Annotated in this window: 24 protein-coding genes; 22 read left to right on the top strand and 2 right to left on the bottom strand. The window is 57.7% G+C overall.

All coding sequences use genetic code 11. The features are described from left to right. Positions 1-84: 84 nt before the first annotated feature. Positions 85-891 carry a trehalose-phosphatase gene (otsB, locus tag M8318_RS16770; RefSeq protein ID WP_262663609.1) on the top strand — a complete coding sequence of 269 codons (807 nt, stop codon included), beginning with the start codon at positions 85-87 and terminating at the stop codon, positions 889-891. Further along, entirely contained in the window at positions 866-2,290 is a 1,425-nt protein-coding gene (gene otsA, locus M8318_RS16765; RefSeq protein ID WP_262663607.1) for an alpha,alpha-trehalose-phosphate synthase, read from the top strand. Before otsB ends, otsA begins: the two co-directional genes overlap by 26 nt. Before the next feature lie 21 nt (positions 2,291-2,311). On the opposite strand, the gene uspC is transcribed toward otsA, so the two are convergent. Next, the gene (gene uspC, locus M8318_RS16760; protein ID WP_262663606.1) at positions 2,312-2,740 is read right to left on the bottom strand and encodes a universal stress protein UspC; all 429 of its coding nucleotides are present in this window, start codon (positions 2,738-2,740) and stop codon (positions 2,312-2,314) included. A 787-nt stretch (positions 2,741-3,527) separates the two neighbouring features. On the opposite strand from uspC, the gene flhD reads away from it, so the two are divergent. The 6 genes from flhD (at position 3,528) to cheW (ending at position 8,956) form a co-directional block, all read left to right on the top strand. Next, positions 3,528-3,878: a flagellar transcriptional regulator FlhD gene (gene flhD, locus M8318_RS16755; RefSeq protein ID WP_166182857.1), complete on the top strand. Its 351-nt coding sequence runs from the start codon at positions 3,528-3,530 to the stop codon at positions 3,876-3,878. Between the two features lie 2 nt (positions 3,879-3,880). Next, positions 3,881-4,459 carry a flagellar transcriptional regulator FlhC gene (gene flhC / locus M8318_RS16750; protein ID WP_225758518.1) on the top strand — a complete coding sequence of 193 codons (579 nt, stop codon included), beginning with the start codon at positions 3,881-3,883 and terminating at the stop codon, positions 4,457-4,459. A gap of 123 nt (positions 4,460-4,582) precedes the next feature. Next, entirely contained in the window at positions 4,583-5,470 is an 888-nt protein-coding gene (gene motA / locus M8318_RS16745; protein WP_032611994.1) for a flagellar motor stator protein MotA, read from the top strand. Further along, positions 5,467-6,396: a flagellar motor protein MotB gene (gene motB, locus M8318_RS16740; RefSeq protein ID WP_262663603.1), complete on the top strand. Its 930-nt coding sequence runs from the start codon at positions 5,467-5,469 to the stop codon at positions 6,394-6,396. The genes motA and motB overlap by 4 nt, the downstream gene beginning before the upstream one ends. 4 nt (positions 6,397-6,400) lie before the next feature. After that, complete coding sequence (cheA, locus tag M8318_RS16735) at positions 6,401-8,431, top strand: chemotaxis protein CheA (RefSeq protein ID WP_262663602.1); 2,031 nt, start codon at positions 6,401-6,403, stop codon at positions 8,429-8,431. Between the two features lie 21 nt (positions 8,432-8,452). Next, positions 8,453-8,956 carry a chemotaxis protein CheW gene (gene cheW, locus M8318_RS16730; RefSeq protein ID WP_032611989.1) on the top strand — a complete coding sequence of 168 codons (504 nt, stop codon included), beginning with the start codon at positions 8,453-8,455 and terminating at the stop codon, positions 8,954-8,956. A gap of 494 nt (positions 8,957-9,450) precedes the next feature. On the opposite strand, the gene M8318_RS16725 is transcribed toward cheW, so the two are convergent. Beyond that, positions 9,451-10,710, bottom strand: coding sequence for a dicarboxylate/amino acid:cation symporter (locus tag M8318_RS16725; RefSeq protein ID WP_262663601.1), 1,260 nt, complete (start codon positions 10,708-10,710; stop codon positions 9,451-9,453). 424 nt (positions 10,711-11,134) lie between these two features. On the opposite strand from M8318_RS16725, the gene M8318_RS16720 reads away from it, so the two are divergent. The 14 genes from M8318_RS16720 to flhE all read left to right on the top strand — a co-directional run bounded on the left by M8318_RS16720 (position 11,135) and on the right by flhE (position 26,589). Continuing rightward, a complete protein-coding gene (locus tag M8318_RS16720) occupies positions 11,135-11,704 on the top strand; it encodes a Csu type fimbrial protein (RefSeq protein ID WP_166182852.1) in 570 nt (189 codons plus the stop codon). 84 nt (positions 11,705-11,788) lie between these two features. Further along, positions 11,789-12,268 (top strand): Csu type fimbrial protein, encoded by a 480-nt coding sequence (locus M8318_RS16715; RefSeq protein ID WP_408612323.1) that lies wholly within the window; start codon positions 11,789-11,791, stop codon positions 12,266-12,268. A gap of 55 nt (positions 12,269-12,323) precedes the next feature. Further along, positions 12,324-13,043 (top strand): fimbrial biogenesis chaperone, encoded by a 720-nt coding sequence (locus M8318_RS16710; protein ID WP_262663798.1) that lies wholly within the window; start codon positions 12,324-12,326, stop codon positions 13,041-13,043. Then, complete coding sequence (locus M8318_RS16705; RefSeq protein WP_262663599.1) at positions 13,019-15,403, top strand: fimbria/pilus outer membrane usher protein; 2,385 nt, start codon at positions 13,019-13,021, stop codon at positions 15,401-15,403. Before M8318_RS16710 ends, M8318_RS16705 begins: the two co-directional genes overlap by 25 nt. Further along, complete coding sequence (locus M8318_RS16700; protein WP_262663598.1) at positions 15,400-16,365, top strand: Csu type fimbrial protein; 966 nt, start codon at positions 15,400-15,402, stop codon at positions 16,363-16,365. Before M8318_RS16705 ends, M8318_RS16700 begins: the two co-directional genes overlap by 4 nt. Before the next feature lie 83 nt (positions 16,366-16,448). Continuing rightward, positions 16,449-18,104 carry a methyl-accepting chemotaxis protein II gene (gene tar, locus M8318_RS16695; protein WP_262663597.1) on the top strand — a complete coding sequence of 552 codons (1,656 nt, stop codon included), beginning with the start codon at positions 16,449-16,451 and terminating at the stop codon, positions 18,102-18,104. Positions 18,105-18,148: 44 nt separating this feature from the next. Next, complete coding sequence (tap, locus tag M8318_RS16690) at positions 18,149-19,750, top strand: methyl-accepting chemotaxis protein IV (protein ID WP_262663596.1); 1,602 nt, start codon at positions 18,149-18,151, stop codon at positions 19,748-19,750. A gap of 23 nt (positions 19,751-19,773) precedes the next feature. Next, positions 19,774-20,643: a protein-glutamate O-methyltransferase CheR gene (gene cheR / locus M8318_RS16685; protein ID WP_262663595.1), complete on the top strand. Its 870-nt coding sequence runs from the start codon at positions 19,774-19,776 to the stop codon at positions 20,641-20,643. Beyond that, complete coding sequence (locus tag M8318_RS16680) at positions 20,640-21,689, top strand: protein-glutamate methylesterase/protein-glutamine glutaminase (RefSeq protein ID WP_106993349.1); 1,050 nt, start codon at positions 20,640-20,642, stop codon at positions 21,687-21,689. Before cheR ends, M8318_RS16680 begins: the two co-directional genes overlap by 4 nt. A gap of 16 nt (positions 21,690-21,705) precedes the next feature. After that, on the top strand, positions 21,706-22,095 hold the full coding sequence (cheY, locus tag M8318_RS16675) for a chemotaxis response regulator CheY (protein WP_032611971.1): 390 nt from the start codon (positions 21,706-21,708) through the stop codon (positions 22,093-22,095). A gap of 10 nt (positions 22,096-22,105) precedes the next feature. Further along, complete coding sequence (gene cheZ / locus M8318_RS16670) at positions 22,106-22,750, top strand: protein phosphatase CheZ (RefSeq protein WP_106993348.1); 645 nt, start codon at positions 22,106-22,108, stop codon at positions 22,748-22,750. A 227-nt stretch (positions 22,751-22,977) separates the two neighbouring features. Then, positions 22,978-24,126: a flagellar biosynthesis protein FlhB gene (gene flhB / locus M8318_RS16665; protein ID WP_106993563.1), complete on the top strand. Its 1,149-nt coding sequence runs from the start codon at positions 22,978-22,980 to the stop codon at positions 24,124-24,126. Next, a complete protein-coding gene (gene flhA, locus M8318_RS16660; RefSeq protein WP_106993346.1) occupies positions 24,119-26,197 on the top strand; it encodes a flagellar biosynthesis protein FlhA in 2,079 nt (692 codons plus the stop codon). The genes flhB and flhA overlap by 8 nt, the downstream gene beginning before the upstream one ends. After that, a complete protein-coding gene (gene flhE / locus M8318_RS16655; RefSeq protein ID WP_262663594.1) occupies positions 26,197-26,589 on the top strand; it encodes a flagellar protein FlhE in 393 nt (130 codons plus the stop codon). Before flhA ends, flhE begins: the two co-directional genes overlap by 1 nt. Positions 26,590-26,675: the final 86 nt, after the last annotated feature.

Below are 26,675 nucleotides of genomic sequence, written 5' to 3'. Positions count from 1 at the left end.
GCGAGCCTCGTCACACTGTCTATACTTACACTGCTACTGAGATGTTAACAGTTTTTCATCTCGCCAACTGTAAGGAGGATCAGGGTGGCCGATACGTTAACTTCACCGCCGTTACTAACTGAAAACTATGCGTACTTTTTTGACCTCGACGGGACCCTGGCAACAATCAAGCCGCACCCCGATGAGGTGGCAGTTCCCGTAGAAGTGTTAGAGGCGCTGAATCAGCTTGCCCAGCTGAACCAGGGGGCACTGGCATTGATATCAGGGCGTTCAATCGCCGAGCTGGATCAGCTCGCCGGACCTTACCGTTTTCCGCTTGCCGGTGTACACGGGGCGGAGCGCCGCGACATCCATGGTCATCTGCAAACCGTTTCCCTTCCTCCTGATCTGGTCCAGACGCTGCATGCGCAGTTGACGACGGCGCTTTTATATCTGCCTGGTACCGAGCTTGAGGCCAAGGGGATGGCGTTTGCGCTCCACTATCGCCAGGCGCCCCAGTATGAGCAGGAAGTGTTTAACCTGGCGGAACAGGTGGTGCGTGACAACCCGCAGCTGTCACTTCAGCCGGGTAAATGTGTGGTTGAAATTAAACCGAGGGGCATCCACAAAGGCGAAGCTATCTCCGCCTTTATGCATGAAGCGCCTTTCCTCGGCAGAACGCCGGTGTTCTTAGGCGATGACCTGACCGATGAGCATGGCTTTGAGGTGGTCAACCAGCTTAAAGGGGTATCAGTAAAAGTCGGCGCGGGCGATACCAAAGCCAGCTGGCGGCTGGCGACGGTGCCCGATGTCTGGCAATGGGTAATAAAAGCCGCTAACCATCAACAAGAAAAAGAAATAGCGCAAATTAACAGGAGAAAACCTTATGGGTCGCTTGATCGTAGTTTCTAATCGCATCGCTCCCCCGGACGACAAAAAAGCCAGCGCAGGTGGACTGGCTGTAGGGGTGCTGGGGGCGTTAAAAAGTACGGGGGGGCTCTGGTTTGGCTGGAGTGGAGAGATTGGTAACGAGGATAAACCGCTAAAAAAGGTGACCCGCGGGAACATCACCTGGGCCTCGTTTAATCTCAGTGAACAGAATTACGATGAATATTACAGCCAGTTCTCTAACGCTGTGCTGTGGCCAGCCTTCCACTATCGCCTCGACCTGGTTAAGTTTAAGCGCGAGGCCTGGGAAGGGTATTCTCGCGTAAATAGCCTGCTGGCTGATAAACTGCAGCCGTTAGTCCAGCAGGACGACACGGTGTGGGTACACGATTACCATCTGCTGCCGTTTGCCAGCGAACTGCGTAAGCGCGGCATTAACAACCGCATCGGCTTCTTCCTGCATATCCCGTTCCCGACCCCAGAAATTTTCAACGCGCTGCCGCCCAGCGACGAGCTGCTCGAAGGGCTCTGCGATTACGATCTGCTGGGCTTCCAGACCGAAAACGACCGACTGGCCTTCCTCGACAGCGTGGCCAGCAAAACACGGCTGACGGCCCATGACGATGATTCGCACTCCGCCTGGGGCAAGCGCTTCCGCACCGAGGTCTATCCGATTGGTATTGAGCCGGACGAGATTGCCGATCAGGCCTCCGGGCCGCTGCCGCCGAAGCTTGCGCAGCTGAAAGAAGAGCTTAAGAACGTAAAAAACATCTTCTCCGTTGAGCGTCTCGATTACTCAAAAGGGTTGCCGGAACGCTTCCAGGCTTACGAGACCCTGCTGGAGAAATATCCCGAGCACCACGGTAAGATCCGCTACACCCAAATCGCACCGACCTCACGCGGTGAGGTGCAGGCTTATCAGGATATTCGTCATCAGCTTGAAAACGAAGCCGGGCGCATCAACGGTCGCTATGGTCAGCTGGGCTGGACCCCGCTGTTCTATCTCAACCAGCATTTTGAACGCAAGATCCTGATGAAGGTATTCCGCTATGCCGATGTCGGGCTGGTGACGCCGCTGCGTGATGGCATGAACCTGGTGGCGAAAGAGTACGTCGCCGCGCAGGACCCGGCCGATCCGGGTGTGCTGGTGCTATCGCAGTTTGCCGGTGCGGCCAATGAGCTGACTTCGGCACTGATCGTCAACCCTTACGATCGGGATGATGTCGCCAACGCCCTGCACCGGGCGCTGGATATGCCGCTTACGGAGCGTATCTCACGCCACGCGGAGATGATGAAAGTGATTCGTGAGAACGATATCGATCGCTGGCAGGCGCGCTTCATCGACGACCTGAACCAGATCACTCCCCGCAGCGTGGAGAGCAACCTGCAAAAAAAGGTCGCAACCTTCCCTAAACTTGCCTGAAAATAAATTCCACTCAGCGCATTACACTGCGCTGAGTGGAATTAACAGCACATCAACTTTACTGTTGCTAACGATTGTCTTTGCGCAACAGGCCGCCCGTGAAAAAAAACTGTGATTATGATTGCCACAAATCACCAGGTCGACCTCCTGATTTTGACATATATCAAGTATCCTCTCGCTTAATTCGCCTGACGCACAAAGTGTCTGGGCGATGGGATATTCTGCACGCGCAATAAGTTCGTCCAGAAATTGCTGGGTTTCCTCCTGAATAACGCCACGAATATCTTCCAGCATCGGTGCGGCCAGTTGATTGTACATCTCGGGATCGGCGGAAAGCGTGACGAGGGTGATACGGGCCTGGGTCGGTCGGGCGATGGCGACTGCTTTGGCAACCAGTTGGTGGCTTTCGGGAGAAACAGAAACAGAAACAAGGATATGGGAGTAACTCATAGTACCCTCCGGACGTATCTGTACATTAGCGATTCCTCACCTTTAGCGCGCTTTTTTTACTTACGCAAGGGGGTAAGATGACATTCATGTGATGGTTATCATAATTATTCATTAAATATTCTTATGTAATGAATAGCGCTAAACCCTGCTTAGGGGGGTAAAACGGCTAACTTAACGGAAATCATACAAATAAAACCCCCTCAAAAACAAGGGGATTAACCCCTTTGCAACATTTATCCAGCCGTAAACGTAAGAAAATACTTACGTATTGATGCCGGTTTAATTCCTTTATTTTCAGTGGCTTAATCTACTGTTTCTATCTTAGATATGTTAAGGGGTTCAGGGGATTTGTAATTTGTCAACCCCAGGCAAGTAACGTGCCGGATTAGTTCATACTTGTGCATGAATATTCGACCAGAAAGAATATATCTGGCGGTTATTTGTTCATTAAATAGACAATTTAGAAGTGATACTGATGGATTTTTGGTTCAAATTCACCTAAATTATGTGACGTGGATCACATTTATTTTAAATTTCAGGCGAGGCCGCATTGTATGTCCTACATCGGACGGGTAGAGTTGCACCGAATTAGGAAAAATCTTAGTTAATTGTAAGAAGTGATAACTGTCAGGAAGCAATTATTGTTTTTCTTTACGAGATTCATCAATACAGAACTTAATTCAACTAGCGTTTTAGCCTTTTCTTCTTTTTTTTACCGGGGTTTTCCCGGCGACATCACGGGGTGCGGTCTACCGCACAAGAATATAGTGTTATTCGGGAAGGGAAAATGAACACATCCGAATTGCTAAAACACATTTATGACATCAACCTGTCATATTTATTGCTTGCACAACGTTTGATTAGCCAGGACAAAGCCTCGGCGATGTTTCGCCTGGGTATTCATGAAGAGATGGCGACAACCCTTGGCGGCTTAACCCTGCCACAGATGGTCAAACTGGCCGAAACTAACCAGTTAGTGTGCCAGTTCCGTTTCGATAGTCACCAGACCGTGACCCAGTTGACTCAGGAGTCCCGCGTGGACGATCTGCAGCAGGTTCACACCGGTATTTTGCTTTCTACTCGTTTGCTTAACGAAATCAGCCAGCCTGATGACGCAGCCCGTAAGAAAAGAGCGTGATCATGAGTGAGAAGAGCATTGTTCAGGAAGCGCGTGACATTCAACTGGCGATGGAGCTGATAACGCTTGGTGCTCGTTTGCAGATGCTTGAAAGCGAGACACAGCTGAGCCGTGGTCGTCTTATCAAACTGTATAAAGAATTACGCGGTAGCCCGCCGCCAAAAGGCATGCTGCCGTTTTCTACCGACTGGTTTATGACATGGGAGCAGAATATTCATGCTTCCATGTTCTGTAATGCCTGGCAGTATCTGCTCAAGACCGGCTTATGCACTGGCGTTGATGCAGTCATTAAAGCGTACAAACTGTATCTTGAGCAGTGCCCGCAGCCTGAAGAGGGCCCGTTGCTGGCACTGACCCGTGCATGGACGCTGGTGCGTTTTGTTGAGAGCGGATTGCTTGAATTATCTCGCTGCAACTCCTGCAGCGGTAACTTTATCACCCACGCTCACCAGCCTGCCGGCAGCTTTGCCTGCAGTTTGTGCCAACCACCGTCTCGCGCGGTAAAAAGACGTAAACTTTCCCGGGATGTTGCCGATAGTAATCCACAACTGCTGGATGAACAGATCAAACAGGCTGTTTAACCCGAACGTACGGGCAAGACTCCAGCAGCGGTAAGCCATTACCGCTGCTTTTTTTTGCCCCGCGAACAGGTAAACCCCCGAACTGTGTCCTCTGGCTAAAGTCACTAGCGGAAGGATGATGTCGTGCTTATCGTATTAGGTTACCTGGTAGTTCTCGGTACAGTTTTCGGCGGTTACATGATGACCGGCGGGCACCTTGGGGCACTCTATCAACCGGCCGAGCTGGTTATAATCGGCGGTGCAGGGGTGGGTGCATTTATCGTTGGCAACAACGGCAAGGCGATCAAGGGAACGTTAAAAGCGTTGCCGTTACTGTTCCGTCGTTCGAAATACACCAAAAGTATGTATATGGACCTGCTGGCGCTGCTCTATCGCCTGATGGCCAAGTCGCGTCAACAGGGGATGTTCTCTCTGGAACGTGATATCGAGAACCCGAAAGAGAGCGAGATCTTCGCCAGCTATCCGCGGATCCTGGCGGACTCGATGATGCTCGAATTTATCGTCGACTATCTGCGTCTGATCATCAGCGGCAACATGAACACCTTCGAAATCGAAGCGCTGATGGATGAAGAGATCGAAACCCACGAAAACGAAGCGGAAGTGCCGGCCAACAGCCTGGCGATGGTCGGCGACTCCTTGCCGGCGTTCGGTATCGTGGCGGCGGTGATGGGGGTGGTACACGCCCTGGCCTCTGCGGATCGTCCGGCGGCGGAGCTGGGGGCGCTGATTGCCCACGCCATGGTGGGGACCTTCCTCGGGATCCTGCTGGCGTACGGTTTTATCTCTCCGCTGGCGACCGTATTGCGCCAGAAGAGCGCTGAAACCACCAAAATGATGCAGTGCGTCAAAATCACGCTGCTCTCCAACCTGAACGGTTATGCTCCGCCGATCGCGGTAGAGTTTGGCCGTAAAACCCTGTACTCCAGCGAGCGTCCGTCGTTTATCGAACTCGAAGAGCACGTGCGCGCGGTGAAGAACCCAAACCAGCAGACGAGCACTGAGGACGCATGAAAAATCAGTCCCATCCCATCGTCATAGTCAAAAAGCGCAAGCACAAAGGTCACGGGGGCCATCATGGTGGCTCCTGGAAAATCGCCTATGCGGACTTTATGACCGCGATGATGGCGTTCTTCCTGGTGATGTGGCTGATCTCTATCTCCAGCCCGAAAGAGCTGATTCAGATAGCAGAGTATTTCCGCACCCCGCTGGCGACCGCGGTGTCAAGTGGACCGCGTATCTCCAACAGCGACAGCCCGATTCCGGGCGGTGGGGATGACTACACGCAGAAGCAGGGTGAAGTGAAGCGCGAGCCCAACATTGATGAGCTGAAAAGACGCATGGAGCAGGCGCGCCTGAAGAAACTGCGTGGCGATCTGGATCAGCTGATCGAAGCGGATCCGAAGCTGCGTGCCCTGCGTCCGCACCTGAAGATCGATCTTGTTCAGGAGGGGCTGCGCATTCAGATTATCGACAGCCAGAACCGTCCGATGTTTAAAACCGGCAGCGCCGACGTGGAACCCTATATGCGCGATATTCTGCGCGGGATTGCCCCGGTGTTGAACGGGATCCCAAACCGAATCAGTCTCTCCGGTCACACCGATGACTTCCCTTACGCCGGCGGCGAAAAAGGGTACAGCAACTGGGAGCTCTCTGCGGATCGTGCCAACGCATCCCGTCGTGAGCTGGTGATCGGCGGACTGGACGATGGCAAGGTGCTGCGGGTTGTCGGCATGGCCGCCACCATGCGTGTGACCGACCGCGGACCGGAAGATGCCATCAACCGTCGAATTAGTCTCTTAGTGCTCAACCAGCAGGCGGAGCAGGCCATCCTGCATGAAAACGCCGAAAGTAAAAGTGAGTCACTGGATGATTTAAAACAGCCAGGCCCTGTGCCGTCGGCTGCCGTTCCAACATCGCCACCAGCCAATCCGAGGTGATAGCGTGAGCATGGATATTAGCGATTTTTACCAGACGTTTTTTGATGAAGCCGACGAACTGTTGGCGGATATGGAGCAACATCTGCTGGACCTGGTGCCCGAGGCACCGGATTCAGAGCAGCTCAACGCCATATTTCGTGCAGCCCACTCCATAAAAGGAGGCGCCGGTACGTTTGGCTTTACCATTCTGCAGGAGACGACCCATCTGATGGAGAACCTGCTGGATGAGGCCCGACGCGGTGAGATGCAGCTCAATACCGACATTATTAACCTGTTTTTGGAAACGAAAGATATTATGCAGGAACAGCTCAATGCCTATAAAAGCTCGCAAGAGCCGGACGCTGCCAGCTTCGAATATATCTGCCACGCCCTGCGTCAGTTAGCGCTGGAAGCTAAAGGTGAGACGGCAGCCGTTGCCGTCAGCCCGGCAAAACTGAGCGTCGTTGATGCCGCCCCGACGGCCGCGCCAGCCGTTGACGACCGCGTGCGCGTGGTGCTCTCCGGTCTGAAAGAGAGCGAAGTCAATCTGCTGGAAGAGGAGCTGAGCAATCTGGCGACGTTGAGCAACGTGGTGAAGGGCAAGGACACGCTGGCTGCTACTCTTGATGGTGGCATCGGCAAAGATGATGTGGTCGCGGTGCTCTGTTTTGTGATTGAGCCTGAGCAGATCGACTTTGAAGCGGTAGCGGATGCACCGGTTGCCGACGCTGCCGACGTCGCTGAGGTGGTAGAGGCCGCGCCTGCGGTACCGGCCGTGGCACCGGCGGCACCCGCGCTGAAGGCCGTTCCAGGCGAATCTGCTGCACCAAACCGTGGCGAACGTGAAAAACCGGCTGCCCGCTCCAGCGAATCCACCAGTATCCGCGTAGCGGTAGAGAAGGTGGATCAGCTGATCAACCTGGTCGGCGAACTGGTGATCACCCAGTCGATGCTGGCCCAGCGTTCAAACGAACTGGACCCGGTAAACCACGGGGATCTGATCACCAGCATGGGCCAGTTACAACGTAACGCCCGTGACCTGCAGGAATCGGTGATGTCCATTCGTATGATGCCGATGGAGTACGTCTTCAGCCGCTTCCCGCGCCTGGTGCGCGACCTGGCCACTAAGCTGAATAAGCAGATCGAACTGACGCTGATGGGCAGCTCCACCGAGCTGGATAAGAGCCTGATTGAGCGCATTATCGACCCGTTAACGCACCTGGTGCGTAACAGCCTCGACCACGGGATTGAGCTGCCGGAAAACCGCGTTGCCGCAGGTAAATCCCCGGTCGGGAACCTGATCCTCTCTGCGGAACATCAGGGCGGGAACATCTGTATCGAAGTGACCGACGACGGCGCAGGCCTGAACCGCGAGCGCATCCTGGCCAAAGCGATGTCGCAGGGGATGGCGGTCAGCGAAAACATGACCGACGAAGAAGTGGGCATGCTGATCTTCGCTCCGGGCTTCTCCACCGCCGAGCAGGTGACGGACGTCTCCGGGCGTGGCGTGGGCATGGATGTGGTAAAACGTAACATCCAGGAGATGGGCGGCCACGTTGAGATTAAGTCGAAGCAGGGTTCCGGGACCACTATCCGTATTCTGCTCCCGCTGACGCTGGCGATCCTCGACGGCATGTCGGTCAAAGTGGCGGGCGAAGTGTTTATTCTGCCGCTGAACGCGGTGATGGAATCACTCCAGCCGCGTGAAGAAGATTTACATCCGCTGGCCGGCGGTGAGCGCGTACTCGAAGTGCGTGGCGAGTACCTGCCGCTGGTGGAACTGTGGAAAGTGTTCGACGTGGATGGCGCCAAAACCGAAGCCACGCAGGGGATCGTAGTGATCCTGCAGAGCGCGGGTCGCCGCTATGCGCTGCTGGTCGATCAGCTGATTGGTCAGCATCAGGTGGTGGTGAAGAACCTTGAGAGCAACTACCGCAAGGTGCCTGGTATTTCAGCCGCCACCATCCTCGGGGATGGTAGCGTGGCGCTGATCGTCGATGTTTCGGCGCTTCAGGGATTAAATCGTGAAAAACGTATGGCGCACACAGCCGCCTGATTCAGTTAAGAAGGTAAAAAAATGACCGGTATGAGTAATGTAACCAAGCTGGCCGGCGAGCCATCAGGGCAGGAATTCCTGGTTTTCACTTTAGGTGACGAAGAGTACGGTATCGACATTCTGAAAGTGCAGGAAATTCGTGGCTATGATCAGGTGACCCGCATCGCCAACACGCCAGATTTCATCAAAGGCGTGACCAACCTGCGTGGCGTTATCGTGCCCATCGTCGACCTGCGCGTGAAGTTCAGCCAGGGCGACGTGGAGTATGATGACAATACCGTGGTGATCGTGCTCAATCTGGGCCAGCGTGTGGTCGGGATCGTGGTTGACGGGGTCTCTGACGTGCTCTCCCTGACCGCCGAGCAGATCCGCCCGGCACCGGAATTCGCTGTGACGCTGTCCACCGAATACCTGACCGGTCTGGGTGCGCTGGGCGATCGTATGCTGATTCTGGTGAACATTGAGAAGCTGCTGAACAGCGACGAGATGGCGTTGCTGGATGTGGCGGCGAGTCATGTAGCTTAAGTAAACGTAAAACGGCAGCTATGTTGCCAGTTTGTAGGCCGGGTAAGGCGTAGCCGCCACCCGGCTTTTTTATTGCCGCACCGTGCCTGATGCGGCAATGCCCGGCGGCGCTGCGCTTGCCGGGCCTACGGATCGTGCATGCAGTGGATTTTGTAGGCCGGGTAAGGCGTAGCCGCCACCCCGGCTTCTCCGTCGCCTGAATGTGGCACGGGTGTTGAGTCCCCGCTGAAATCGGCGAACCGGAGACCGGACGACAAGGGCTGGACGCCAGGGATGGCGGCCAGAGGCGAATCGAGACAGGATGTCGAGTTGAGCCGACCGCAGGCGTCAGGTCGGGAGGTGAGCGTAGTGCGAAGCACCGATTTCTTCGCGGGGCCGCGGGGATTGATAAGGGGGCCGCGGTGGCCCCCTTATCACGTTCACAGGTTCCGTTCATTTCATATTCTGCTGGACATAAAGTGAACGGAACAATTCCACAACATCTAAATAAGAAATCAGCCTTCCTGGCTAGCCAGCTCCACCTCATCCTCCAGCAGCCCCTCATTCTGCGCCAGCATCGCCGTCGCCACACCATTCCCCAGCACGTTAATCGCTGACCGCCCCATATCCAGGAAGTGATCGATCCCCATCAGCAGCAAAATCCCCGCCACCGGAATATGGAAACTCGGGATAGTCGCCGCCAGCACCACCAGCGCCGAGCGCGGTACCCCGGCAATCCCTTTTGATGCCAGCATCAGGGTTAACATCAGCACCGTGATTTCCGAAAACGTCAGCTGAATATTGTACGCCTGGGCGATAAACATCGAGGCAAACGAGCAATAGACCATCGACCCCACCAGGTTAAACGAATACCCAATCGGCAACACAAACGAGACGATATTGCGCGAGCAGCCAAAGCGGGTCAGCTGCTCCAGCGTTTTCGGGTAAGCCGCTTCCGAACTGCTGGTGGTAAAGGCCACCAGGACCGGATCTTTCAGCATGCTCACCAGACGGAAGATCTCGTTTTTCAGCACCATATAACCCACCGCCACCAGCACCAGACAGGTGAGGACGATGGCCAGATAGTAGCCGCCAATAAACGAGGCGTAGTTGAGCAAAATCCCCAGACCCTGGGTGGCGATCACCGAGGAGATGGCGGCGAAGATCGCCAGCGGCGCAACGTACATCACGTAGCCGGTCACTTTCAGCATGATGTGGGAGACCACGTCCAGCGCGGCCACCAGCGGGGCGTTAAACTTCTCCCCCAGCGATGCGCCGCCAATGCCGAAGAACATCGAGAACACCACAATTTGCAGGATCTCGTTATTGGCCATCGCCCCGATGATGCTGGTGGGGATGGTGTGGGAAAGGAAACCTTTCAGCGACATCCCCCCCGTCGCCAGCCCGGTCTCTACCGCACCAGCCGGAACGGCCAGATTCAGGCCGCTGCCCGGGTGGAGCAGGGTGACGATAAACAGCCCGACCAGGATGGAAAGTACCGATGAGCTGATAAACCACACCATCGCTTTACCGCCCACGCGGCCAATGGTGGCGGTCTCGCCCAGACGCATAATCCCCACCGTCAGGGTGCTGAACACCAGCGGCGCAATGACCATTTTAATCAGGCGTAAAAAGATATCGGTTAATAACGTGATGTTGTCTGACCAGGCTGCGATCGCGTCAGGGGACGCGTACTCATGAATGACTGCCCCGGACAGGATGCCCGCCAGCATAAAGACCACAATGAAGATCGTGAGTCGGTTTGCACTTGCCACCAAAATACCTCATTAACGAAAAGGTGAAATTAAACAGCTGATGTATCTAATTTTAATTATTCAGCACATGAATGATTCATAACCTACGTTGAAGTAAAAAAGCGCGCTTTTCAATATTTTTTTAATGTTTATCAGTTTTGTTAATGCTGCGTGACGATATATTGTGATGCAGATCACATTGTAATCAATATATCCTCCCGTCTTACTTAAAGCGCGGCGGGTTACATTGCGTATCCGCATGTTTTAATAAGTAAAAATGTGTCAATACGTTAAATGTATGAGTATTGTTGCGAAAAGTTGTTGAGATTGTATCCATAAACTAAATTTCACAATAACCACCCTGGCAGTGGCCTGATGGGTGCTAACAGACTGAGCGTTATCAAAAAATTGATAACCGCACGTGACATTTTCTGGAGGGTGGAAAATGAATAAAAAGCTCCTGATGCTGTTTTCTGGCGGCGTTCTGGCGATGGCAGCCGGCAATAGCCAGGCCGTTACCAGCAGCGGCACCATCGGCGCAACCTTAACGTTAACCAACGGTTGCCTGATTAACGGTTCGCCAACGCAGGACGGCATTAACTTCGGTACCCTCGATTTCGGTACCCATCCGGCGACCTTCTCCACGCTGACTACCCAGTTGACCGGGGCCAGCGGCGGCAACACCTTCACCATTCAATGCACCACCGCCAGCTACACGGTAGCGATCACCGGGAATACCAACTCGACGGCTCCCGGCACCGTAGTGGGCACGCCGGGCACGCCCGCGCGCTATCTGGTGAATACATCCAATACCAGTCAGGGCGTGGCCTATAGCCTGTTCAGCGACGGCGGATTTAATAACATCATCGCCAACAACGCCCCGCTGCCAGTGACCTCCACCGCCGGGGGCGTTGACAGCTACACGCTGTACGGCCGCATCACCGGCGGGGGCAACAGCGTCACCGTGGTGCCAGGTACCTACACCGACACCATCAACGTCAGCGTCACCTATTAGCGCCAGCACGTTTTAATGCGCGTAAATAACCAAAAGCTCCATCACCGGGGAGAGGGAAAACTGCGCGCTCTTTTTAGCCTGAGTATGCTGCTGCTTGCGGCGGGAAGCAGCGAGGCGGTGACGACGCAATCCTTTCAGGTGAGCGCCACCATCACCCCCGGCTGTTCCGTCGCCGCAGGCAGCGGTGGCCTGCTGGGCACCCTGAACTTCGGCACCCACAGCGGGGTGGCGCGGGGATCGGTGAATACCAGCTTTGTGCCGAACGGTTCGCTGTCCATCGCCTGTACGCCTGGCGTGGCGCTGAGCATGAGTATCGACGGGGGCCAGTATTACACCTCGGTGCGCAATATGCAGCGCTCCGGGGCAACCGATCAGGTGGCGTACCGCCTGTACAGCAGCAGCTCCCTGGCGGCCAACAGTGAGATCGGGGTCAACCAGGCGGTGTCAGTGACATACACCAACAGCAACAACATTGCGCTACCGCTCTTTGGTGTGGCGCTTCTGACCGGGTTCAGCCCGGCTGGAAATTATTCCGATCAACTCACCGTGACCCTGTCGTGGTGATAAAGGGAGAAGGACGATGAAGGCACTTTCGGGAACTCGTACGCTCTGTCTGCTGATGGCGCTGGGTGCAACGCTCAACACCGCCCACGGGGCAGCCACCATTCTGCTGTGGCCTATCGACCCGTGGCTGTCGGCGGATACCAAAGCCACGGAACTGTGGGTACAGAATCAGGGCAACAGCGCCACCACCATGCAGGTGCGAATTGTTCGCTGGCGTCAGGAGAACGGTCTTGAACGCTACACCGCCCAGCAGGAGGTGGTCGCCAGTCCGCCGATCGTCACCATTGCGAAAGGCAGCAAGCAGTTAATCCGCCTGATCAAACAGAGCGAGGTGCCAGCCGGCGTCGAGCAAGCCTACCGTATTATCGTGGACGAGATCCCTCAGCCGCAGGATAAGGCGACCCCGCAGATGGGACTCAAACTGCAGATGCGTTACTCCATTCCGCTGTTTGTCTACGGGCAGGGCATCGCCACCATCAAGGACGGGGCGCACCACGCCCTCGCCGAGACGCGGGATCTCAACTGGCGGGTGATCCGCGAGAACGGCCAACCGGCTCTGCAGGTTCGCAATCAGGGTAGTGTGCATGTCCGCCTGAGCCAGGTCTCGCTGCAGCAGGGGGGACAGAATCGTACCCTCGCGGATGGCCTGCTGGGTTACGTGCTACCGGGCAGCGCCCGCAGCTGGCCGCTACCGTCAGGGATCAGCCAGCCGGGCCAGATGCGTGCAGAAATTAATGCCCGGGATACACAATGGCAGTCGGCCCCCGTCAACTGAAGCCGTCGATGCTTATCCTGCTCTGCGTCAGCTCCGCAAGCTGGGCCGATCCTGGTGATGATATGCTGCCTCCACCGCCGGTGCCGCAGTCGGTCAATGACGAGGCGGTGTTCCAGCTGGTGCTGGTCGTTAACCATTACGACACCGGGCTGGTGGTGCCCGTCACCCGGCGGCAGGAGGAGTATCTGGTCGCCAGTGCCGATCTGCGCCGCGCGGGTTTGCCCGCCGAACAGGTCCCGCCGGGGGAGGTGAACGTCAGCCGCCTGCCAGAGGTGCGCACTGAATACGACAGCACCGGGCAACGGCTGTTGCTCAGCGTGCCGCGAGAGTGGATCGGCGCCCGCGTCACCCCCTTCAGCGGACAGATGGCGCGCAGCACGCCCCATTTTGGCAAAGGGGCGCTGCTCAACTACGACTTCTATACCAACCACACCGAACACAGCGGTGGCCAGGCCTCCCTGTGGCATGAGTTGCGCTATTTTGACGACCGGGGATCGTTATCCTCCACCGGTTACGTGCGGAAAAACCTCTCCGGCGGCAGCGGGCAGCAGGAGGGGTACGTGCGCTACGACACCACCCTGATGATCACCGACGAAGAAGACGCCACCACCTGGACCGCCGGGGATGTGATCAGCGATGCCCTGAGCTGGAGCAGCAGCGTGCGCATGGGCGGCATCAGCTATGGCCGCGATTTCACCCTGCGCCCGGACCTCGTCACCTGGCCGTTGCCGGAATTCTCCGGTGAAGCGGCGGTACCCACCTCAGTGGATCTGTTCGTCAACGGCTACCGCGCAGGCTCGACCCGTTTGCAGCCGGGGCCGTTCACCCTTACCAATCTGCCTTACATCAACGGCGCCGGGGATGCAGTGCTGGTCACCACCGATGCGTTGGGTCGTCAGGTGAGCACCACCATGCCGTTCTACGTCACCAGCGATCTGCTGCGCCAGGGGCTCAGCGACGGAGCCATGACCCTCGGCAGCCTGCGACGCAACTACGGTATCGAGAATTTTGACTACGGCCCGGCGGCGGGCAGCGGCTCATATCGCTACGGTCTTACCGACTGGCTGACCCTGGAAGGGCATGTCGAAGGAGCTGAGGAGCTGGCGCTGGGCGGGGCCGGCACCATCGTCAAACTCGGGCGGCTGGGGGTAGTGAACAGCGCCTGGACCCAGAGCAAAATGCGCGGCGACACCGGCGGGCAGGTAAACTGGGGCTACCAGTACAGCACTAACGCCTTCAGCATTGCCACTCAGCACAGCCGTCGCGATCGCGGCTTCGGCAACCTCGCCCTCTACGATCAGCCCACCGTTTATGATGAATATAACCAGCCTATCGCCAGCCTGAGCCGCAATACCGATCAGTACTCCCTTACTTTTAACCTCGGTGACTTTGGCAATATTGGTGCGGCGTGGATCGGTGTGCAGAGTTTCGACGATCAGAAAACCGAGCTGCTGAACCTTTCCTGGAGTCGTAACCTGTGGGGCAGCAGCAGTATTTACCTCGCTGCCAGCCGGGATCAGCAGCAGGGTGACTGGACGGTGGCCCTGTCGCTGCAGATCCCCCTCGGCGAGCGCGACAGCGCCGCCATCACCCTGGAAAACACCCCGGATGCAGGGAGCACCCAGCGCCTCAACTACAACCACTCGATGCCCACCGACGGCGGCTTCAGCTGGAATATGGCGTGGGCGCGCCAGTCGCAGGCCAGCAACTATCAGCAGGCCACGCTGGGCTGGCGGAATAACAACATCGAGCTGCAGGGCGGCGGCTACGGCGACCGCGACATGATGACCTGGTGGGGCGAGGCGATGGGCGCAGTGGTGCTGATGGACGGCGAGCTGTTTGCCGCCAACAAAATCAACGACGCCTTCGTGGTGGTCAGCACCGACGGGCAGCCGGACGTGCCGGTCAGCTATGAGAACCAGCCGGTGGGTAAAACCAACCGCAACGGCTATCTGCTGATCAGCGGCGTTTCCGCCTACTACCCGGCCAGCTACAGCATCAACACCCTCAATTTACCCGCCGACACCCGCCTGAAGGAGACCGAGCGCCGCGTCGCCCTGCGGCGCAACAGCGGCTATCTGGTCGACTTCCCGATGGAGCAGGAGCGGGTGGCCAGCGTGATCCTTCATGACGGGGCAGGGGAAGCGATCCCCCTCGGCAGCCAGGTGCGACGCCAGGGGCGGGAGCCGGTGGTGGTGGGCTATGACGGACTTGCCTGGCTGGAGGATCTGGCGGACGTTAACCCGCTGGAGGTCATCACCCCGGACGGCAAAGGCTGTCGTATTACCCTGACCCTGACGGCGAACCCGGAGCATAAGCTGCAAACCTACGGGCCGCTGACCTGTCGGGTGGCACCATGAAACGCCTCCTGCTGCTGGTGATACTGATGCTGGTCTCCACCGCCAGCTGGAGCGCGTGCCGGGTCAGCACCGTCAATGCCAGCTTTGGCAGCGTCACCTCGTTTGCCCTCAGCGGCAGCAATGAAGTGGCCACCACCGGGACGCTGGTAGTGAGCTGCGATACGGTGCTTAACCTGCTGACCAATGATTCAGTGACGCTCAACTTCACCGGAGCCACCATCGCCGCCAGCAGTCGCGGGACGATGAAGCGCACCGATAATGCCACCATCACCGACGTGATCCCTGCTCGCCTGTGCGGCCAGACTACCTGCAACGCCAGCAGCGAAGTGCAGATCGGCAAAGCCTATACCTGGAGCGGTTCGTCGCTGCTGGGCCTGCTCGGTTCAAGGCAGTACAACATCCCGCTCTATTTTCGCACCGTCGCCGGGCAGAACGTCAGCGCCGGGCCCTATCAGGTGACCCTCAATTTCAACGTGAGCTACAGCGTCTGCGCGCTGGGGGTACTGGGGCTCTGTACCTCCGCACAAACCGGCACCACCCCGGTCAGCCTGACCCTCAACATGACGGTCACCAACGACTGCAGCGCCATGACCACCCCAAACGTCAACTTCAACAGCGCGCCGCTGGTGCAGAATTTCCCCACCGTCTCGCAGGCCATCTCGGTCACCTGCACCAAGGGCAGCGTCTATACCATCGGCATCAATAACGGCGCTAACGCCAGCAATAACGTGCGGCGAATGGCCAGCGGCAATAACCGCATGAGCTATGAGATCTATAAAGAAGCTACCGCCAGTCGCTGGGGCAGCAGCGGCAGCGAACGCTGGTCCAGCGGTGCCTCCTCTCAGGTGAGCGCCGACGGGCTGCTGCGCAGCTACAACTACACTGCCCGCGTCCTGACCACTCAGGCCACCCCTCCTGCCGGTAACTACAGCGACACCCTGGTCGTCGACGTCGCGTTCTGACCCTCGCTTTTCCCTTTCGCAAATGTAAAGTTCCTGTCAGTTGTGCCGATAACACCGAGAACAAATTCATAAGAAGGTGTTGTATGTTGAACCGTATGCGCGTTGTCACAATGCTGATGCTGGTGCTGGTTGTCTTCGCACTGCTGCAGCTTATTTCCGGCAGTCTGTTTTTCTCATCCATTAAGGCTAACCAGGACAGTTTTGCGGTTTCTAACCAGTTCCGTGTTCAACAAAGCGAAATCACCTCCAGCTGGGATTACCTGCTGCAAACGCGCATCAACCTGAGCCGCGCCTCCGCGCGCATGGCGACGGATCCCTCTAAGCCGCAACCTGAGCTGATCAACAGCGCCCGTACCACGCTGGCGGAAGCGGACAAACACTTCAAGGCCTACAGCACCATCACGCCACAGCCGTCAATGGCGCAGGTGAGCCAGACCATCAACGACAAATATCAGGACTATGCTGCGGCCCTGACGGAGCTGATCCAGTTCCTTGAGAGCGGCAATATGGACGCCTATTTTGCCCAGGCCACCCAGTCAAAGCAGAACGCGCTCGGCACCGCCCTGCGGGATTATGTCTCCGCGTCTGATGCCCGGAACCAGGAGGCGTTCAACGCCAGCGTGGCGGATTACACCTTCGCCAAATGGCAGATGGGGATCCTCGCTCTGGCGCTGGCGATCGTGCTGGTGGGAGTCTGGTACGGCATCCGCCATACCCTGCTTAATCCGTTGAACCGCGTTATCGAGCATATTCGTCAGATTGCCAGCGGCGATCTGACCCATACCCTGGCGATTGCCGGACGCAGCGAAATCACCCAGTTGGCGGTTACCGTTGACCATATGCAGCGCTCCCTGAGCGAGACGGTGGCTAACGTGCGCCAGGGCTCGGATGCCATCTACACCGGCACCAGCGAAATCGCGATGGGCAACAACGATCTCTCCTCCCGCACCGAACAGCAGGCGTCAGCCCTGGAAGAGACCGCGGCGAGCATGGAGCAGTTAACCGCCACCGTGAAGCAGAACGCTGATAACGCCCGTCAGGCGTCACAGCTGGCGAACAGCGCCTCAGAAACCGCGCAGAAAGGTGGCAAAGTGGTGGATGGGGTGGTGAAAACCATGCACGACATCGCCGGCAGCTCGAAGAAGATCGCTGACATCATCAGCGTGATCGACGGCATCGCCTTCCAGACCAACATCCTGGCGCTGAACGCCGCAGTCGAAGCTGCCCGTGCCGGTGAGCAGGGGCGTGGTTTTGCCGTGGTGGCCGGTGAAGTGCGTAACCTTGCCAGCCGCAGTGCCAATGCGGCGAAAGAGATCAAAGCCCTGATTGAAGATTCTGTCGCGCGCGTGGATACCGGCTCGGTGCTGGTGGAAAGCGCGGGAGAAACCATGAATGACATCGTCAATGCGGTAACGCGCGTGACCGACATCATGGGGGAAATCGCCTCGGCCTCGGATGAGCAGAGTCGTGGTATCGACCAGGTCGCCCTGGCGGTATCGGAAATGGATCGTGTCACACAACAAAACGCCGCGCTGGTTCAGGAGTCCGCCACCGCTGCGGCGCAACTGGAAGAGCAGGCGAGCCGTCTGAAGATGGCCGTTTCGGCGTTTCGACTTACTTCTGCACCTGGAAAAACGGGGTCATCGCGTGCCAGCCATCAGCCGGCAGCACCGGTCAATGCACCGGCGCAGGTACGCGCGCTGACCACCGGAAAAGATGAGAACTGGGAAACATTTTGATCGAACGTTAAATCGCGGCTGCTGGCCGCTAAATGGGAGCGTGGATGTTTAATCGTATTCGTATCTCGACCACCCTGTTTTTGATTTTGATTGTCTGCGGGGTGTTGCAGGTTGGCAGTAATGGCTTGTCGTTTTGGGCTTTTCGCGATGGTTATCAGAATTTGCAGGAGATGCAGGGCAGCAATCAGCAGCGGGCGTTGCTTACGCAGAGCCGCGCCGTTCTGCTGCAGGCCAGCACGGCGCTGAATAAAGCGGGCACCCTGACCGCGCTGAGTTATCCGCCCGATGATATCAAGGCGCTGATGACCACCGCGCGCAGCAGCCTGAAACAGGCTGACGGCATGTTCAAAACCTTCAATGAACAGGCGGCGATCAGCGCCAAAGACGGCGAGCTGAAAAAAGCAATGCAGACCGCCTTTAGCCAGTGGTACAGCGATCTGGATCATCAGGCGACCTGGCTGGAAAACAACCAGCTGTCAGATTTCCTCACCGCGCCGGTGCAGGAGTCGCAGGCGGCGTTTGATGCCAGCACCGAGGCCTGGCAACAGGAGATTAACCAGTTTGTGCAGGCGGCGGGTAACGACAGTCGCACCAGCTACCACATGTCGGGCGTGATTTTCGCCACCATGATTGTGCTGACCGCGATCCTGACCAGCGCCGCGCTGTTCTGGTCACGCAGAATGATCGTCCAGCCGCTGGCGATCATCAGCAGCCATTTCGACAGCATCGCGAAGGGCGATCTGGCGCGGCCAGTAGCGGTGTACGGCAAGAATGAAATTTCGGCAATTTTCGCCAGCCTGAAAGCGATGCAGGGCTCGCTGCGCGAAACGGTCTCCGAGGTGCGTCAGGGCAGTTATGCCATGCACACCGGGATCTCCGAGATTGCCGAAGGCAATAACGATCTTTCGTCGCGCACCGAGCAGCAGGCGGCGTCCCTGGCGCAAACCGCGGCCAGCATGGAACAGTTGACCGCCACCGTCGGGCAGAACGCCGACAACGCCCGTCAGGCCTCCGGTCTGGCGAAAAGCGCGGCGCAGACGGCGAAGAAGGGGGGCGAGCAGGCGTCCCACGTGGCGAACACCATGAATCAGATCGCCACCAGTTCGCAGAAGATTGGCGACATTATTAGCGTTATCGATGGCATCGCCTTCCAGACCAATATTCTGGCGCTGAACGCCGCGGTGGAAGCCGCCCGCGCGGGCGAGCAGGGGCGTGGCTTTGCGGTGGTGGCGGGTGAAGTCCGTAATCTTGCCAGCCGCAGCGCCAACGCGGCGAAAGAGATCAAGGTGCTGATTGAAGAGTCGGTATCCCGGGTACAGCAGGGCTCAGAGCTGGTGGATACCGCCGCGAAAACCATGACCGAGATCGTCAGTTCGGTCACCCAGGTGAACGACATCATGGGTGAAATCGCCTCGGCATCCGATGAGCAGCGACGCGGCATTGAGCAGGTGGCGCTGGCAGTGAGCCAGATGGATCAGGTGACACAGCAGAACGCCGCGCTGGTAGAAGAAGCCGCGGCCGCCACCGACCAGTTAGCTGGCCAGGCGGATCATCTCACCTCGCTGGTCGCGGTATTTAATGTGAATGAACGTAGTGAAACAGTTACAGAAGTCGGGCGGTCGCAGGCCGTACCAGTCGGAACCTGAACGTGATTAAGTAAGAAGGCGCTATGACATCACCACTGCCCTCAGGGCAATCGTCATTATTGTTACAGATGACACAGCGCCTCGCGCTGTCCGATGCGCATTTCCGTCGGATATGTCAGTTAATCTACCAGCGCGCAGGGATCGTGCTTGCCGATCACAAGCGGGACATGGTCTACAACCGTCTTGTGCGTCGCTTGCGGACGCTCGAGCTGGATGATTTTGGTCGCTACCTCGGCATGCTGGAAGCGAACCCGAACAGCGCGGAGTGGCAGGCGTTTATTAACTCGCTGACCACTAACCTGACCGCCTTTTTCCGGGAAGCTCACCACTTTCCGGTGCTGGCGGACCATGCGCGTCGTCGCAGCGGCGGCGAGTATCGCGTCTGGAGTGCGGCGGCCTCGACCGGCGAGGAGCCTTATTCGCTCGCCATCACCCTGGCCGATACCCTGGGGACCGCGCCGGGTCGCTGGAAGGTCTTCGCCAGCGATATCGATACCGAAGTACTGCAAAAAGCGCAGAGCGGTATCTATCGTCAGGACGAGCTGAAAACCCTGTCGCCGCAGCAGCTTCAGCGCTATTTCATGCGCGGCACCGGTCCGCACGACGGGCTGGTGCGGGTGCGCAGCGAACTGGCGAATGCGGTGGAATTCTCCATGGTCAACCTGCTGGAGAAGCAGTACAACGTGGCGGGGCCGTTTGACGCCATTTTCTGCCGTAATGTGATGATCTATTTCGACAAAACGACGCAGCAGGAGATCCTGCGCCGCTTTGTACCGTTGCTCAAGCCGGACGGATTACTGTTTGCCGGGCACTCGGAGAATTTCAGCAATCTCGTGCGCGAATTCAGCCTGCGTGGGCAGACGGTATATGCGCTGAGTAAGGATAAAGCATGAGTAAAATCAGGGTCTTGTCAGTTGATGATTCGGCGTTAATGCGCCAGATCATGACCGAAATTATCAACAGCCACAGCGACATGGAGATGGTGGCGACGGCCCCCGATCCGCTGGTAGCCCGGGATTTAATCAAAAAATATAACCCTGACGTGCTGACCCTCGATGTCGAAATGCCGCGCATGGACGGCATCGACTTCCTCGAGAAGTTAATGCGTCTGCGTCCGATGCCGGTGGTGATGGTCTCTTCGCTGACCGGCAAAGGCTCCGAGATCACCCTGCGGGCGCTGGAGCTGGGGGCGGTGGATTTTGTCACTAAACCGCAGCTCGGCATTCGTGAGGGGATGCTGGCGTACAGCGAGATGATCGCGGAAAAAATTCGCACCGCCGCCAGGGCGCGGGTGGCCATGCACAAGCCGATGGCCGCACCCGTCACCCTGAAAGCGGGCCCGCTGTTGAGCTCGGAAAAACTGCTGGTGATCGGCGCGTCGACCGGGGGAACAGAGGCAATTCGCCATGTACTCCAGCCATTGCCGCTCTCAAGCCCCGGTATTCTGATTACCCAGCACATGCCGCCAGGCTTTACCCGTTCTTTCGCCGAGCGTCTGAACAAGCTGTGTCAGATCAGCGTGAAAGAGGCGGAAGACGGCGAGCGCGTTCTGCCGGGGCATGCGTATATCGCCCCGGGAGACAAGCATATGGAGCTGGCGCGCAGCGGGGCGAACTATCAAATCAAGATTCATGACGGGCCGCCGGTTAACCGGCACCGTCCGTCGGTGGATGTGCTGTTTCATTCGGTGGCGAAACATGCGGGGCGCAACGCCGTTGGGGTGATCCTGACGGGGATGGGCAACGACGGCGCCGCCGGAATGCTTGCGATGCACCAGGCTGGCGCCTGGACCATCGCGCAGAATGAAGCAAGTTGTGTAGTGTTCGGCATGCCGCGCGAGGCCATCAATATGGGTGGCGTCAGCGAAGTGGTCGATCTCAGTCAGGTTAGTCAGCAGATGCTGGCAAAAATCAGTGCCGGACAGGCAATACGTATTTAACGAGGAGTGTAGTTTTATGGCGGACAAAGAGCTCAAGTTTTTGGTTGTGGATGACTTTTCCACCATGCGTCGCATTGTGCGCAACCTGCTGAAAGAACTTGGTTTTAATAATGTTGAAGAAGCGGAAGACGGTGTTGATGCGTTGAACAAACTGAATGCCGGCGGCTTTGGTTTTGTCATTTCCGACTGGAACATGCCAAACATGGATGGTCTGGAACTGCTGAAAACCATTCGTGCGAATGCTGCGATGGCCTCTATGCCTGTGCTGATGGTGACGGCCGAAGCGAAGAAAGAGAACATTATTGCTGCGGCACAGGCTGGCGCAAGCGGGTATGTGGTGAAGCCATTCACCGCTGCAACTTTGGAAGAAAAACTCGGTAAGATCTTCGAGAAACTCGGCATGTGAGGTACGGGAGATGATGCAGCCTTTGATTAAACCCACGGATGAGCATTCACCCGGCGATATAATTGCCCGGATCGGTAGCCTGACGCGCATGCTGCGTGACAGCCTGCGTGAGCTGGGACTGGATCAGGCGATTGCGGAAGCGGCGGAAGCGATTCCCGATGCCCGCGACCGTCTTGATTATGTTGTGCAGATGACTGCCCAGGCGGCAGAGCGTGCGCTGAACAGTGTTGAAGCCTCGCAGCCACATCAGGATGAGATGGAAAAGGGCGCGAAAGCGCTGACCAAACGCTGGGACGAGTGGTTCGAGAACCCTATCGAACTGTCCGATGCCCGCGAACTGGTTACCGATACCCGCCAGTATCTGGGCGACGTACCGGGCCATACCAGCTTCACCAACGCGCAGCTGCTGGATATCATGATGGCGCAGGATTTCCAGGACCTTACCGGTCAGGTGATCAAGCGCATGATGGACGTGATCCAGGAGATCGAGCGTCAGCTGTTGATGGTGCTGCTGGAGAACATGCCGGAACCATCCGCGCGTCCGCAGCGTGAAAACGAAAGCCTGCTGAATGGTCCGCAGCTCGACACCACCAAAGCCGGTGTCGTGGCAAGCCAGGATCAGGTCGACGACCTGCTGGACAGCTTAGGCTTCTGATAGCCTGGCGGCGCTTCGCTTGCGCAGGCCTACGGTGTTCCAGGCCGGGTAAGCGCAGCGTCACCCGGCAGAAATGCCACCTGTGAAGGTGGCATTTTGTTCCCCTCATTTTTCCTCGTCACAACTGAAAGGCCTAAATCAGCCCTTTTATCGCCGCTAATTAGCCCATTGTTCATCCGCCGCTTTGGCATTATAGCGTCCAGACCTCTACCTGCGAGATGCTTGCCGTGGCAGAAGACAGCGACGACAAAACAGAAGCCCCCACACCCCACCGACTTGATAAAGCGCGTGAGGAAGGGCAGATACCCCGATCCAGAGAACTCACCTCCCTGCTGATTTTATTGGTGGGCGTGTGCATTATCTGGATCGGCGGGGAGTCCCTTGCCCGCAGACTGGCGGGCATGCTCTCGGCCGGATTACGCTTCGATCACAGCATGGTTAACGACCCGAACCTGATCCTCAGCCAGATTATCCTGCTGATCAAAAGTGCGATGGTCGCACTGCTGCCGCTGATCGTCGGCGTGGTGCTGGTGGCGCTGATATCGCCGGTGATGCTGGGCGGGCTGGTTTTTAGCGGTAAATCGCTGCAGTTTAAATTCTCCAAACTCAACCCGCTGCCCGGGATCGCCCGGATGTTCTCGGCACAGACCGCCGCCGAACTGTTGAAAGCGCTGATGAAAGCCACGCTGATGGGCAGCATGGCCGGATTTTTTATCTGGCACAACTGGCCGGAGATGATGCGCCTGATCAGCGAATCGCCCCTTACCGCGATGAGCAACGCGCTCAACCTGGTGGGTCTCTGTTCGCTGCTGGTGGTGCTGGCGATTATCCCGATGGTGGGGTTTGACGTCTTCTTCCAGATCTACAGCCACATTAAAAAGCTGCGCATGTCCCGCCAGGACATTCGCGATGAATACAAACAGATGGAAGGCGACCCGCACGTCAAAGGGCGTATTCGCCAGATGCAGCGTGCCGCCGCCCGTCGCCGGATGATGGAAGATGTGCCGAAAGCGGATGTCATCGTCACCAACCCGACCCACTACTCCGTTGCGCTGCAGTATGACGAAAACAAAATGAGCGCGCCGAAGGTGGTGGCGAAAGGGGCAGGGCTGATTGCCCTGCGGATCCGTGAAATTGGTAATGAAAACCGTATTCCGATGCTGGAGGCCCCGCCGCTGGCGCGTGCGCTTTACCGCCATGCGGAAATTGGACAACAGATCCCAGGCCAGCTGTATGCCGCTGTGGCGGAAGTGCTGGCATGGGTGTGGCAGTTGAAACGCTGGCGTCTGGCTGGTGGACAACGGCCTGTCAAACCTGAGAATCTCCCGGTGCCTGCAGCGCTGGATTTTATGAACGAGAAGGACACTGATGGCTAATCTGGTGGCAATGTTGCGCTTGCCGAGCAACCTGAAATCGACCCAATGGCAGATTATGGCCGGGCCGATCCTCATCCTGCTAATTCTGTCGATGATGGTATTGCCGCTTCCGGCATTCATCCTCGACCTGCTTTTTACCTTCAACATTGCGCTCTCGATCATGGTGCTGCTGGTGGCGATGTTCACCCAGCGTACCCTCGAGTTTGCCGCGTTCCCGACCATTCTGCTGTTCACCACGCTGTTGCGCCTGGCGCTGAACGTGGCCTCCACCCGTATCATTCTGATGGATGGTCATACCGGCGGTGCGGCGGCAGGTAAGGTGGTTGAGGCCTTCGGCCACTTCCTGGTGGGCGGCAACTTCGCCATCGGTATCGTGGTGTTCATCATCCTCGTGATCATCAACTTTATGGTTATCACCAAGGGCGCGGGACGTATCGCCGAAGTGGGTGCGCGTTTCGTGCTGGACGGGATGCCGGGCAAACAGATGGCGATTGACGCCGATCTGAACGCCGGAATTATCGCGGAAGATGAAGCCAAAAAACGCCGTTCAGAAGTGACCCAGGAGGCGGACTTCTACGGCTCAATGGACGGTGCGAGTAAGTTCGTTCGCGGGGACGCCATCGCCGGTATTCTGATCATGGTCATCAACGTGATCGGCGGCCTGCTGGTGGGGGTACTGCAGCACGGGATGGACATGGGCCATGCGGCAGAGACCTATACGCTGCTGACCATCGGTGATGGCCTGGTCGCCCAGATCCCGGCGCTGGTGATCTCCACCGCGGCCGGTGTGATCGTGACCCGCGTCGCCACCGATCAGGACGTCGGTGAGCAGATGGTGAGCCAGCTGTTTACCAACCCGAACGTGCTGATGCTGTCGGCGGCGGTACTGGGGCTGCTGGGCCTGGTGCCGGGTATGCCAAACTTCGTCTTCCTGTTGTTTACCGGTGCGCTGCTGGGGCTGGCCTGGTGGTTGCGCGGACGCGAAACCAAGCCGAAGGCCGAGCCTGCGCCGATTAAAATGCCGGAAAACACCCAGGCGGTGGAAGCAACCTGGAATGACGTCCAGCTGGAAGATTCGCTGGGGATGGAAGTGGGCTATCGCCTGATCCCGATGGTCGACTCCCAACAGGACGGCGAACTGCTGGGACGTATCCGCAGTATCCGTAAGAAATTCGCCCAGGACATGGGCTTCCTGCCGCCGGTGGTGCATATCCGTGACAATATGGATCTGCCCCCGGCACGCTACCGCATCCTGATGAAAGGGGTGGAAATTGGCAGCGGAGACGCCTATCCAGGGCGCTGGCTGGCGATTAACCCGGGCACCGCGGCGGGCACGCTGCCGGGGGAACAAACTATCGACCCGGCCTTTGGCCTGGCGGCAATCTGGATCGAAAGCGCCCTGAAAGAGCAGGCGCAGATCCAGGGCTATACCGTGGTGGAGGCCAGTACTGTGGTCGCCACCCACCTGAACCATATTATTGGCCAGTTCTCGGCGGAGCTGTTTGGTCGTCAGGAGGCGCAGCAGCTGCTGGATCGCGTGACCCAGGAGATGCCGAAGCTCACCGAAGATCTGGTCCCGGGCGTGCTGACCCTGACCACGCTGCACAAAGTACTGCAGAACCTGCTCGACGAGAAGGTGCCGATCCGCGATATGCGTACCATCCTGGAAACGCTGGCGGAGCATGCCCCGCTGCAAAGCGATCCGCACGAGCTGACGGCGGTGGTGCGCGTGGCGCTGGGCCGCGCCATCACCCAGCAGTGGTTCCCGGGTACTGGCGAAGTGCAGGTGATTGGTCTCGATACACCGCTTGAACGTCTGCTGCTGCAGGCCCTGCAGGGCGGCGGCGGGCTGGAACCGGGGCTGGCGGATCGTCTGCTGGCGCAAACTCAGGAGGCGTTACAGCGTCAGGAGATGCTCGGTGCGCCGCCGGTGCTGCTGGTGAACCACGCCCTGCGTCCGCTGCTGTCGCGCTTCCTGCGCCGCAGCCTGACGCAGCTGGTGGTCCTGTCGAATATGGAGCTGTCGGACAATCGTCACATCCGCATGACTGCCAGCATTGGAGGCCAGTGATGCGTAAATTACTCTGGTTACTGGCCCTGCCTGTGATGGCACAGGCAGCAGGCGAGGGGGCCTGGCAGGACAGCAGTATCGGCCTGACCCTCAACAACCGCGGCGTGGCGGCCTCGTCACGCCCGCTGTCGGCAAAGCAGCCGGTTTCGGGGTTGATGACCCTGGTGGCCTGGCGCTATGAGCTGAACGGCCCGATCCCCGCCGGTCTGCGGGTGCGGTTGTGCTCTCAGGCACGCTGCACCGAACTCGACGGCGCCAGCGGCACCACGCATGCCTTTAACAGCGTTCCGGCGGCCGAGCCGCTGCGCTTTATCTGGGAAGTGCCCGGCGGCGGTCGCCTGATCCCTGCCCTGAAAGTGCAACGCAACGAAGTGATCGTTAATTACCGCTAATCGCCCAACGCCGTTCCGCTCGTCTGAACTGAACGGCGTTGTCATATATCAAGCTTTGTTATTTTCCTTCCTGCTATTCCTGCCCC

Origin of the sequence: Leclercia tamurae (assembly GCF_025566055.1) — a bacterium.
Classification (GTDB): Bacteria; Pseudomonadota; Gammaproteobacteria; order Enterobacterales; family Enterobacteriaceae; genus Enterobacter; species Enterobacter tamurae.
The sequence above is the reverse complement of the archived record's forward strand: the minus strand, read 5'-3'. Positions and strand labels throughout refer to the sequence as shown.